The sequence below is a fragment of the Streptomyces sp. NPDC051133 genome (genome assembly GCF_040682635.1).
Classification (GTDB): Bacteria; Actinomycetota; Actinomycetes; order Streptomycetales; family Streptomycetaceae; genus Streptomyces.
Genome location: NZ_JBFBBK010000067.1, coordinates 31,675 through 42,610 on the forward strand (window position 1 = coordinate 31,675; position 10,936 = coordinate 42,610).

Genomic DNA, 10,936 nt, shown 5'->3' on the forward strand with positions numbered 1-10,936 from the left:
AGATGGCCCGTCTCGCCCAGACCGCCGGTCTGACCGACGTCCAGCAGGAGATCCTCTCCACCGTCCGGGACTTTGTCGACAAGGAGATCATTCCTGTCGCGACGGAGCTGGAGCACCGCGACGAGTACCCGCAAGCGATCGTCGACGGGCTCAAGGAGCTCGGTCTGTTCGGTCTGATGATCCCCGAGGAGTACGGGGGCCTGGGCGAGTCGCTCCTCACCTACGCGCTGTGCGTGGAGGAGATCGCCCGTGGCTGGATGTCGGTGTCCGGCATCATCAACACCCACTTCATCGTCGCGTACATGCTCAAGCAGCACGGCACGCAGGAGCAGAAGGACCACTTCCTGCCGAGGATGGCGGCCGGTGACATCCGGGGCGCCTTCTCGATGTCGGAGCCGGCCCTGGGCTCCGATGTGTCGGCCATCACGTCGAAGGCGGTCAAGGACGGCGACGAGTACGTCCTGAACGGCCAGAAGATGTGGCTGACGAACGGCGGCACGTCGTCGCTCGTGGCCGTCCTGGTCCGGAGTGACGAAGGACACCCCGAGGGCACGGCGCCCCACAAGTCCATGACGACCTTCCTGATCGAGAAGGAGCCGGGCTTCGGCGAGGTCCGCCCGGGCCTGACCATCCCCGGCAAGATCGACAAGATGGGCTACAAGGGCGTCGACACCACCGAGCTGATCATGGACGGCCTGCGCCTTCCGGCCGATCGGGTGCTCGGCGGCGTGACCGGCCGAGGTTTTTACCAAATGATGGACGGCGTCGAGGTCGGCCGCGTCAATGTGGCGGCACGCGGCTGCGGTGTCGCCCAGCGCGCCTTCGAGCTGGGGGTGGGCTACGCCCAGCAGCGGCAGACCTTCGGCAAGCCGATCGCCCAGCACCAGGCCATTCAGTTCAAGCTGGCGGAGATGGCCACCAAGGTCGAGGCCGCCCATGCGATGATGGTCAACGCCGCACGCAAAAAGGACTCCGGGGAGCGAAACGACCTGGAGGCGGGCATGGCGAAGTACCTCGCCTCCGAGTACTGCAAGGAGGTCGTGGAGGACGCCTTCCGCATCCACGGCGGCTACGGCTTCTCCAAGGAGTACGAGATCGAGCGCCTGTACCGGGAGGCGCCGATGCTGCTCATCGGTGAAGGTACCGCCGAGATCCAGAAAATGATCATTGGTCGCAGGTTGCTCGAAGAGTATCGGTTCCAGGGCTGATTGTCCGGGTACGGGGTGTTTTCTTCGAGAAGAAGATCACACCCCGTAGGCGGTCTTCGGCCGCCGACTCGGCTGACTGGCTTGCCCAGTTGTGGTCCGTGACCGGTACGATCCCGGGAAAGCCGCCGTCCCCCGTCAGAGTGCGGCATCATCCGCTACGAAGGTCATCCATGCCCCACAGCCTCACCTCTGCACCTCGCGACAGCCGAGCCGGCGTACGCCTCGCGCGCGGAGCATCGCCGTGGCTTCTCCCGACCGTCGCCACCGCAGCCCTCAGCCTGGCCCGTGCCCGCCGCTCGGGCGCCGCCAAGGCCGTGGCCGTGCCCGCCACCGCACTCGCGGCGGGCATGCTGTGGTTCTTCCGCGACCCCGAGCGCGAGATCGCTTCCGGCCGGGTCATCTCCCCCGCCGACGGCGTGGTGCAGAGCATCATGCCGTGGAAGGACGGGCGTACCCGCGTCGCGATCTTCATGAGCCCGCTCAACGTCCACGTCAACCGCGCGCCCCTCGCGGGTACGGTGACGTCCGTGGAGCACATCCCCGGCGGCTTTGTTCCGGCTTTCAACAAGGAGAGCGAGAACAACGAGCGCGTAGTCTGGCATTTCGACACCGAACTCGGCGACATCGAGATGATCCAGATCGCCGGCGCGGTGGCCCGCCGCATCGTGCCCTACCTGCCTGAGGGCACGAAGGTCGAGCAGGGCGACCGTATCGGTCTGATCCGCTTCGGCTCGCGTGTCGACCTCTACCTGCCCGAGGGCGTGGAGGTCGCGGTCGAGGTCGGACAGAAGACCGTGGCTGGGGTGACTCGCATTGACCGTGATTGATCCGGAGACCCAGGCGGGCTGGGTGCCCGAGGCCGATGAGGTGGACGACGAGGAGGAGATGCCCCTCTCTCTGCGCCTGTCGATAGCGGACACCCTCACCCTGGGCAACGCCACGTGCGGCTTCATGGCGGTGTACTTCACCACCACCGGCATCCTGATCCCGCATCTGACGGGCAACGACGAGTCCGCGGGCATGGCCCGGCACAGTGCCGCCACGGCCGTCATCCTGATGCTCTGCGCGGCCGTCTTCGACCTGTTCGACGGACTGGTGGCGCGCAAGCTGCGCTCGTCCCCGATGGGCGCGGAGCTGGACAACCTCTCCGACCTGATCAGCTTCGGGCTGGCGCCCGCGTACTTCGTCCTCGTCTACGGCATGGTCGCGGACGACGCGCACCAGAGAGTCGCGGCGCTCGGGGCGATCGTGGTGCTCCTGGCCGTCGTACTGCGTCTGGCGCGCTTCAGCTGCGTGACGATGAAGGACGGCATGTTCCAGGGCATGCCGTCGCCGTTCGGCGCGCTGACGGTCGTCTCGATCGTGCTGCTGGAGCTGCCCTTCGTGGCGACGCTGCTGGCGATCCTGGGGACGGCCTGGCTGATGGTGAGCCGGGTGGAGTACCCCAAGCCGCGCGGCCGGCTGGCCGGCGCCATGCTCTCCTGGATCGTGCTCTCCATGGGCCTGCTGGCGGCGTGGGCCTTCGACGCCCCGAGCGGCCAGCTGCTGCTGCAGACGGGCTGCGCGCTGCAGCTGGTCATGGGCGCGGTGATTCCGCTGTTCGCCACGGCGCGTCGCGTGAACAACTTCCGCGACAACCGCCGGGAGGCGCGCACGGCGCAGCTGCCGTAGGCGTACCTGCCGAAAGGGCCCGCACCCGGTTGGGGTGCGGGCCCTTTCGCCGTGTACCCGGATCGCCCGGCCGAGCGCCCGGGAGCGCTGCCGGGCCGGGTCGTCACGCAGCCGGCCGAGGCGCCCGCCGGCCCGGCGCGGAGACGGACGGCCGTCGCCGAACGCCCGGCGGCAGCCGAGCCGCCTCCTCCTGCCGCCGCCCGGCGTCGATCAGGAGGTTCCCCGGGGTGCCCCGGGCACGGAGGGTGCCGGGGTGGACGCCGACGGGCGCCGCCGTGCCGCCGGGGGGTACGTGAGGCCGCGTCCGGCCTCACCGCCCGGGGTGGGCGCCAGTGGGCACCGCCGCACTGCCAGGGGGCACGAGACCGCGTTCGACTTCACCGACCGGGGTGGGCGCCGGCGGGCACCGCCGCACTGCCAGGGGGCACGAGACCGCGTCCGGCTTCACCGACCGGAGTAGGCGCCGGCGGGCACCGCCGCACACCCGGGGGGGGCACGAGACCGCGTCCGGCTTCACCGACCGGAGTAGGCGCCGGTGGGCACCGCCGTACACCCGGGGGGCGCGAGGCCGCGTTCGGCTTCGCCGACCGCGCCTAGGCCGTCGACGACCCGCGCGGCGAGGAACTTGCCGTGGCCCTCGGCATCCTCCGCGACGGCGGTCTCATCCGGGAGGTGGGCGCGGAGGTCACGCGTGTTCCTGCGCGAGGACGTGGATCAAGCCGGCCGGGGAATGCCCTGGGGGGGGCTCCGCTGCCGGACTCCGGGCGCCGGACGGTGGCTCTCCGTCCGGCGGACACACGGGGTCCGGGGGCGGAGCCCCCGGGAGGTCTCAGCTCAGCCGGTCCTCGGCGATGCGGGCGGCGACCTGCTCCAGGATCGGACCCGCGTCCGCGATGCACCTGGCGACGTCCGGCTCCACCGAGGTGAGGGGGTAGGCCCGCTCGATCCCGGCCCCCAGCAGCGCCTCCTGCGACAGTGCCAGCCGTCCGCACACCGCGACCACGGGCCTGCCCGCGGCCCGAGCTGCGGCGGCCACGCCGGCCGGCGCCTTCCCGTGCAGCGTCTGCTCGTCCAGCGAGCCCTCACCGGTGATCACCAGCGAGGCCCGCTCCAGCGCCGGCGCGAAGCCGAGGACGTCCAGCATGACCTCGATGCCGGGCCGGAACCGGGCACCGAGCAGCAGCGCGCCGTAGCCGATGCCGCCCGCCGCGCCCGCACCCGGCGCCGCCGCGTATGCGGCGGCACGCGGGCCGGCCTCGGCCTCCAGCACCTTCGCGAAGTGGGCCAGCGCCGCGTCCAGGGTGTCCACGTCGTCCGGCGAGGCCCCCTTCTGCGGGCCGTACACCGCCGGGGCACCCTTCGGCCCGGTCAGCGGATTGTCGACATCGCTGGCCAGTACCAGTTCCACCGAGGACAGCCGCGGGTCGAGCCCGGACAGATCCGCCCGCGCCAGGCCGGCGAGGCCTCCGCCGCCCGGCGGCACCGGCTCGCCCTCCTCGTCGAGGAACCGCGCGCCCAGCGCCGACAGCATGCCCGCGCCGCCGTCCGTCGTGGCACTGCCGCCCACCCCGAACACGATCGTGCGCGCGCCCGCGTCCAGCGCGGCGCGCAGCAGCTCGCCGGAGCCGTACGTGGAGGCCGTGAGCGCGGCGAAGACACCGGCCGGCAGCCGCTGCAGGCCGCTCGCCTCGGCCATCTCCACGACCGCGGTGTCGCCGCGCAGCGCGAAAGCGGCCGTGACCTCCTGTCCCAGCGGCCCGGCGACCTTGATCTCCCGCCGCTCGAAGCCGGCCGCGACCGCCGCGTCCACCGTGCCGTCGCCGCCGTCGGCCACCGGCAGCGCCTCGACCGCGAGGTCGGGCACGATCCGGCGCAGCCCGGCCGTCACCCGCTCGGCGACCTGTACGGCCGTCAGCGAGCCCTTGAACTTGTCCGCGGCGATGAGCACCCGACGGGTCTCGTTCACTGCAGCGTCCGCCACCTTGCTTTCCCCTTGCTCTCCGGGCCCTGCGCACGTCAGGGCCAGTCGCGCCGCTGCGACCATAACCGCAAGCGGCCCCCGCCGTCATGCCCCGCCCGAAGGCTGGGAAGCCGCTGAGAGGCCGCCGGGGAAAACGGGTACATCCCAGCCATGACCACCCTGCCCCTGACCGTCCCGCGCGCCGCGCCCGACCTCGCCGACCGCATCCACGGCGGCTGGCTCGGGCGGATCGCGGGCAACATGCTCGGCAAACCGGTCGAACAGGGCGAGGTGTGGACCCGCGACCGCATCGACCGCTATCTGCGCGGGGCCGCGGCGCTGCCGCTCACCGACTACCTGCCCGAGCCCGCCGACGCGGCCGAGACCGCCGTGCTGCGCCCGGAGTGGCGCCAGTGCGTGCGCGGCCGGATCCACGGCAGCTGCCGGGACGACGACGTGGACTACGCGATCCTCGGCCTGCACCTGCTGGAGACCCGCGGCTTCGGCTTCAGCACCGAGCAGGTCGGCGACCTGTGGCTGCTGCGGCTGCCGTACCTGCAGACGTTCACCGCGGAGCGGGCGGCGTACCGGAATCTCGCGAACGGGCTGAAGCCGCCGCTGACGGCGACGTACGACAACCCGTACCAGGAGTGGATCGGGGCGCTGATCCGCGCCGACGTCTTCGGCTGGACGTGTCCCGGCGAGCCGTCCCGGGCGGCGGGGCTCGCGCGCCGGGACGCGGTGCTGTCGCACACTGGCAACGGCGTCTACGGCGCGATGTTCGCGGCGGCGCTGATCGCGGCGGCCTTCACCGCCCCGACCGTGCGCCAGGCGCTGGAGACGGCGCTCGGCGTGATCCCGGCGAGCAGCCGGCTCGCCCGTACCGTGCGCCGGGTCACGACCCTGCACGAGACCCGGCTGCCCTGGGAGGAGACCCTGGCCACGCTGGCCGAGGAGACCGCCGGGCTCGGCTGGATCCACACGGTGCCGAACGCGGCCGTGCTGACCGCCGGGCTGCTGTACGGCGACGGCGACTTCACCCGGACCATCGCGCTGACCGTGCGGGGAGGGCTGGACACCGACTCCAACGGGGCGACGGCCGGCTCGGTGGCCGGGGTCCTCACCGGCGCGGACGCGATCCCCGCCCAGTGGAAGGACCCGCTGCAGGACACGGTGCGCAGCGCGGTGTTCGGGTTCGACGGCGTACGGATCAGTGCGCTGGCCGAACGCACCCTGCGCCTGGCGGCCGCCGGGCCGTAGCCGCGCGCGGGCTGGTTACCCTTCCTGGATGACCACCACGCCAGACTTCGCCACGTACATCGCGAGCCTCCCCCGGGTTCTCGCCGGTGCCGCCGCGCTCTTCCGGGACGCCGAGGGGCGGGTGCTGCTCGTCGAGCCCAACTACCGCGAGGGCTGGGCCCTTCCGGGCGGCACGATCGAGTCGGACGACGGCGAGACCCCGCGGCAGGGCGCACGCCGCGAGACGCTGGAGGAGATCGGCCTGGACAGGGAGCCCGGCCGGCTGCTGGCCGTGGACTGGGTCCGTGGCCAGGCCCACCCGCCGCTGGTGGCCTACCTGTACGACGGCGGTGTCCTCACGGACGCCGACCTCAAGGCCATCCGCCTGCAGGAGGAGGAACTGCTGTCCTGGCGCCTGGTCCCCCGCGAGGAGATCACCGACCACCTGCCCGGCGCCCTCGGCCGCCGTGTCCTGACCGCGCTCGACACCCTCGACGCCGGCTCCGGCCCGGCGGAGCTGGAGAACGGTCACCGGGTGGCGTGAACCGGCGCGGTCACCGGGTGGCGTGAACCGGCGCGGCCGGCGGACCCGGGCGCGGCCGGCCTCACGGCTGCCCTCGCGGATTCCCGCCGGGTCCGGAATCCGGCAGCTCCCACATCCCGCAGCTCCCAGGAGGACACCACGCCGATGCCCCGCACGCCCCGCCCCACCGGCCCGGACGACGGCCGCCGTGCGAACCGGGTCCTCGCCGTGCCCGTCACCCTGCTCACGCTCGTCACCGCGTTCTTCTGCTGGGCGGCGCTCGTCACGCGCCCTGCCGGTCCCTGGGACGACGGCGCCTACGCCGGGATCGCCGTGGCCTGTCTCGTCGCCCTCGTGGCCGCGACCGGCGCACTGGGGCTGTGGCTGCTGTCCCGGCGGGCCCTGGGCTGGGCGTGGGCGGCCCCGGCCCTGATCCTGGCCGCCGTCGCCGCGGTGCGCTGGGCGTCGATCGCCTGAGATATGCGTTCGCGGCGCCCGGCCGGCCCGGCCTACGCTCGGCTCCATGACCAAGCCACTCGTCGCCGTGCTCAGCGGGGCCGGTATCTCCACCGACTCCGGGATCCCCGACTACCGCGGTCCGGGCGGGCTGTGGCGGCAGGACCCCGAGGCCGAGAAGCTCGTGACGTACGAGTACTACATGGGCGATCCGGAGATCCGGCGGCGCTCCTGGCGGATGCGGCTCGGGAACCAGGCCCTCGGGGCGGAGCCGAACGCCGCGCACCGTGCCGTGGCCGAGCTGGAGCGGTCCGGCATCCCGGTGCGGGTCCTCACCCAGAACGTGGACGGGCTGCACCAGCTCGCCGGGATGCCCGCCCGCAAGGTGCTGGAGCTGCACGGCAGTACACGCGGGGTCGTCTGTACCCGGTGCCATGCCCGCGGGCCGATGGAGGACGCCCTCGCCCGGGTCGAGGCCGGCGAGGACGACCCGCCGTGCCTGGAGTGCGGGGGCATCCTGAAACCGGCCACGGTGATGTTCGGCGAGCGGCTGGACCCGGTGGTGCTCGGTGAGGCCGCGGCGATCAGCAAGGCCTGCACCGTGTTCCTCGCCGTGGGCAGCAGCCTGCAGGTGCATCCCGCCGCCGGGCTGGCCGGTGTCGCCGCCGAGCACGGCGCCCGTCTGATCGTCGTCAACGCCGAGCCGACGCCGTACGACGAGCTGGCCGACGAGGTCATCCGGGAGCCCATCGGCACCGCCCTGCCCGCCCGCCTGCGCCGGCTCGGCGAGGAAAACGACACGGAGAAGTAATTCGAGTTCGCCGTGAAGTCCGCACGGCTTACCGATTACCCGGGAATCCGCTTTCCCTTTACTCGGCCGACATTCCGGTCGCCCCGCTTTTTACTGAAACATTAATTGCTGTGTCCAAATGATTCGTGATACACAGGTTGACGACCTGACGACACAATCACACACAGGACAAAACGGGGCATGAGGTCGGAAACAAGCCGAGTTCTCATAACAACGGCGCGCGCTCAGCACCATGAGTTTGCCAACTGTCTGCACACCGTGGCCGGGCTGCTTCACATGGAAATGTACGACAGGGCGACTGAGTTCATCGCGGAATTGACCCGCGCACGGACCACGAAAACCCGTCGCGCCGACCACGTCCGGGAACCGGTGCTCAGCGCGCTGCTCGTGGGCAAGAGCGCCGTCGCCGCGGAGCGCGGGGTGGCCCTGCACATCGGAGCGAGCACCAGCCTGCCACGCCGGGCGCTGGTCCCCCACGACCTGATGATGGTGCTGGGCAACCTGATCGACAACGCCCTGGACGCCGTGGCCGCCCACCCCGTCCCGGATCCCCGCGTCGACGTCGACGTGTGGGCGGAGGGCGACACCGTGGTCCTGCGGGTCGCCGACAACGGACCCGGTGTCCCGCCCGGCGCCCGCCCCCACGTCTTCACCGAGGGCTGGTCCACCAAGCAACCGCACCCCGGCCGGGGTGTGGGACTCGCGCAGGTCCGGCGCATCGCCGACCAGTACGACGGCGCGGCCGCCCTGGACGAACGCGCCGGCGGGGGCGCCGTGTTCACCGTACGGCTGCCGCGGGCGCTCGCCCCCGAGGCGGTGGCCGGCCGGTGATCGACGTGCTCGTGGTGGACGACGACTTCCATGTGGCCGAGGTCAACGCCGCCTACGTGGCCAGGGTCCCCGGCTTCCGGGTGGCGGCCCGGGCCCACACGGCCGGCGAGGCGCTCGCCGCGGTCCAGCGGGGCGGGATCGACCTGATCCTCCTCGACCAGTACCTGCCGGACACCACCGGGCTGCGGCTGGTGCACCGGCTGCGGCAGCGCGAGTACCCCGTCGACGTGATCATGGTGTCGGCCTCCCGGGACGCCGCGTCGGTGCGTGCCGCCCGGCGCTACGGCGTCCTGCACTACCTCGTCAAGCCGTTCTCCTTCCCCGCGCTGCGCGCCAAGCTGGAGTCGTACGCCGCCCTGCGGGGCATGCTCGACGAGGCCGACCAGCTGGAACAGGAAGGCCTCGACAGCGTCTTCGGCGCCCGGGACGCCGCGGCGGCTCCGGCCTCCGCCTCCCGGGGCCTCGCCGGGCCGACCACCGAGCTGATCCGCCGGGTCCTGCGCGAGGCCGACCGGCCGCTGTCGGCGCACGAGGTGGCCGAGCGGGCGGGAGTGAGCCGCTCCACCGCCCAGCGCTACCTCAAGCGCCTGGAGGAGCGCGGCGGCGTCCATCTGAGCCTGAAGTACGGCGACGCGGGCCGCCCCGAGCATCACTACGGGCTGCGCACGGTGTTGGCAGAAGGCGCAGAATGAGGTTTCCGCACGGAATTCCCAGTGCGCTCTAAACCACGTCCGCCGGTCCGGCCCGATCTAACGTCTTCCCCGAGCCGATGCGCACGAACGGGTGGGTGAGGAAAAGCTCTCCGGAGAAAGGGGAGCCGGCCCTCCGGCGAGAAACCGACGGCGAATGGCCGGATTCTTTCGCCGTCCGCCGGGGTGAGTCCCCGCGCCCGTTCACCATCGCGAGCAGATTCGAACACCGAGTGGGGCAGGGGACGGAGCGGGATGAAACTGACCGCGGGGGGCCGGAAGCTGGTGGTCGCCGCACTCGTGCAGTCCCTCGGCATCGGCCTGTTCATGGCCAGTTCCATGGCGTACTACACCCGGCAGGTCGGGCTGACGCCCAACCAGGTCGCCACCGGACTGGCCACGGCCGGCGGGGTCGCCCTGCTGGTCTCCCTCTACGGCGGTGTGCTCGCCGACCGGTACGGGGCGCGGCGCGTTCTGGCCGTCGTGTACGTGGGCCGGGGGGTGTGCTGCGGGGCGTACGCCTTCGTCACCACCTTCTGGCAGTTCATGGCGCTGACCCTGTGCGCGGTCGCCTGTGACCGGGCGGGGCCGCCGGTGCTGCAGGCGCTGGTGGCGAACGCCGTCCCGGACCAGCAGGACCGCACCCGGCTGCTCGCGGTCGTCAACGTCGTCCGCAACTGCGGGCTCGGCGTCGGCGCCATGGGGGCGGGCGCGGCCCTGGTCTCCGACACGGCGACCGCCTACCGCGTCGTCCTGGCGGCGATCGCCTGCGCGTTCTTCTGCGGGGCCGTCCTGGTGCTGCGCGTCCACGAGGACCGCGACGCGGGGACAGCCGTCCGGTCGTCCCGTGCGGAGCCGGCACAGCGGCAGCGGGCCCTGCCGGACGCCCGTTACCTGGCGCTGACCGGGCTGAACTTCCTGCTGTCGTTCTTCGACGCGCTGCTGCTCGTCGCCATGCCGGTGTGGGTCCTGGACTACACGGACGCCCCCCGGGTGATGGTGTCGGTCCTGTTCGCGGCCAACACGGTGCTCGTGGTGGTCCTGCAGATCCCGGTGAGCCGGTTCGCCGACGGCCTGCGCCGCACGAGCCGGATGCTGACCTGGACCGGCGGGGTCCTCGCCGTGGGCAGCCTGTGCTTCGCCGCGGCGGGCGCGACGCCCGGCTGGACCTCCGTGGCCTGGCTGAGCGCGGCCGTGCTCGCCCTCTCCCTGGGCGAGGTGATCGCCAACGCCGCGGTGTGGGACCTGTCCATCGCCCTGGCCCCGCCCGAGGCGCGCGGCCGCTATCTGTCCGTCTTCAACCTGAGCATCAACGGCCAGCGTGTGCTCGGACCCATCGCCGTCACGGGGCTGCTGCTCGGCACCGGGAGCGCCGGCTGGATCGGCGCCGCCCTGGTCTTCGCCGCGGCCGGCGTCACGGCGGAGCGGGTCGCCCTGAGCGCGGGCAGCCGCGGTGGAGCAATCCCGGCAGTTCATCGCAAAGGTGGCCAAGAAGTACGCCGAATGAACAGCCGTCACAGAGGGCGCCGGATCGTACACCGTCAGTCG

General features: G+C 72.3%; 11 protein-coding genes. 10 read left to right on the forward strand and 1 reads right to left on the reverse strand.

The window, feature by feature from the left end:
* The first annotated feature begins 2 nt into the window (after positions 1–2).
* The 3 genes from AB0N17_RS40240 to pssA all read left to right on the forward strand — a co-directional run bounded on the left by AB0N17_RS40240 (position 3) and on the right by pssA (position 2,879).
* Positions 3–1,208, forward strand: coding sequence for an acyl-CoA dehydrogenase family protein (locus tag AB0N17_RS40240; RefSeq protein ID WP_366016632.1), 1,206 nt, complete (start codon positions 3–5; stop codon positions 1,206–1,208).
* Positions 1,209–1,378: 170 nt separating this feature from the next.
* The gene (locus tag AB0N17_RS40245; RefSeq protein WP_366016633.1) at positions 1,379–2,035 is read left to right on the forward strand and encodes a phosphatidylserine decarboxylase; all 657 of its coding nucleotides are present in this window, start codon (positions 1,379–1,381) and stop codon (positions 2,033–2,035) included.
* A 22-nt stretch (positions 2,036–2,057) separates the two neighbouring features.
* On the forward strand, positions 2,058–2,879 hold the full coding sequence (pssA, locus tag AB0N17_RS40250) for a CDP-diacylglycerol--serine O-phosphatidyltransferase (protein ID WP_191872883.1): 822 nt from the start codon (positions 2,058–2,060) through the stop codon (positions 2,877–2,879).
* Positions 2,880–3,708: 829 nt separating this feature from the next.
* Here pssA and AB0N17_RS40255 read toward each other — a convergent pair.
* A complete protein-coding gene (locus AB0N17_RS40255) occupies positions 3,709–4,845 on the reverse strand; it encodes a glycerate kinase (protein WP_366016634.1) in 1,137 nt (378 codons plus the stop codon).
* A gap of 165 nt (positions 4,846–5,010) precedes the next feature.
* Between AB0N17_RS40255 and AB0N17_RS40260 the strand changes: the two genes are divergently transcribed.
* The 7 genes from AB0N17_RS40260 to AB0N17_RS40290 form a co-directional block, all read left to right on the forward strand.
* Positions 5,011–6,099 carry an ADP-ribosylglycohydrolase family protein gene (locus AB0N17_RS40260; RefSeq protein ID WP_366016635.1) on the forward strand — a complete coding sequence of 363 codons (1,089 nt, stop codon included), beginning with the start codon at positions 5,011–5,013 and terminating at the stop codon, positions 6,097–6,099.
* A gap of 28 nt (positions 6,100–6,127) precedes the next feature.
* Positions 6,128–6,622 (forward strand): NUDIX hydrolase, encoded by a 495-nt coding sequence (locus AB0N17_RS40265; protein WP_366016636.1) that lies wholly within the window; start codon positions 6,128–6,130, stop codon positions 6,620–6,622.
* Between the two features lie 144 nt (positions 6,623–6,766).
* Positions 6,767–7,078, forward strand: coding sequence for a hypothetical protein (locus AB0N17_RS40270; RefSeq protein ID WP_366016637.1), 312 nt, complete (start codon positions 6,767–6,769; stop codon positions 7,076–7,078).
* A 46-nt stretch (positions 7,079–7,124) separates the two neighbouring features.
* On the forward strand, positions 7,125–7,868 hold the full coding sequence (locus AB0N17_RS40275) for a Sir2 family NAD-dependent protein deacetylase (RefSeq protein WP_366016638.1): 744 nt from the start codon (positions 7,125–7,127) through the stop codon (positions 7,866–7,868).
* Positions 7,869–8,048: 180 nt separating this feature from the next.
* Complete coding sequence (locus AB0N17_RS40280; RefSeq protein WP_366016639.1) at positions 8,049–8,699, forward strand: ATP-binding protein; 651 nt, start codon at positions 8,049–8,051, stop codon at positions 8,697–8,699.
* Positions 8,696–9,391, forward strand: coding sequence for a response regulator (locus AB0N17_RS40285; RefSeq protein ID WP_366016640.1), 696 nt, complete (start codon positions 8,696–8,698; stop codon positions 9,389–9,391). The genes AB0N17_RS40280 and AB0N17_RS40285 overlap by 4 nt, the downstream gene beginning before the upstream one ends.
* 252 nt (positions 9,392–9,643) lie before the next feature.
* The coding region (locus AB0N17_RS40290) for an MFS transporter (protein ID WP_366016641.1) at positions 9,644–10,936 on the forward strand (1,293 nt) is incomplete at its 3' end.

Bases quoted from the DNA above. Each gene is read 5' to 3' on its own strand.
- AB0N17_RS40275 (WP_366016638.1), top strand. From the start codon at position 7,125: ATGACCAAGCCACTCGTCGCCGTGCTCAGCGGGGCCGGTATCTCCACC.
- AB0N17_RS40265 (WP_366016636.1), top strand. From the start codon at position 6,128: ATGACCACCACGCCAGACTTCGCCACGTACATCGCGAGCCTCCCCCGG.
- AB0N17_RS40280 (WP_366016639.1), top strand. From the start codon at position 8,049: ATGAGGTCGGAAACAAGCCGAGTTCTCATAACAACGGCGCGCGCTCAG.
- AB0N17_RS40245 (WP_366016633.1), top strand. From the start codon at position 1,379: ATGCCCCACAGCCTCACCTCTGCACCTCGCGACAGCCGAGCCGGCGTA.
- AB0N17_RS40270 (WP_366016637.1), top strand. From the start codon at position 6,767: ATGCCCCGCACGCCCCGCCCCACCGGCCCGGACGACGGCCGCCGTGCG.
- AB0N17_RS40240 (WP_366016632.1), top strand. From the start codon at position 3: ATGGCCCGTCTCGCCCAGACCGCCGGTCTGACCGACGTCCAGCAGGAG.
- AB0N17_RS40260 (WP_366016635.1), top strand. From the start codon at position 5,011: ATGACCACCCTGCCCCTGACCGTCCCGCGCGCCGCGCCCGACCTCGCC.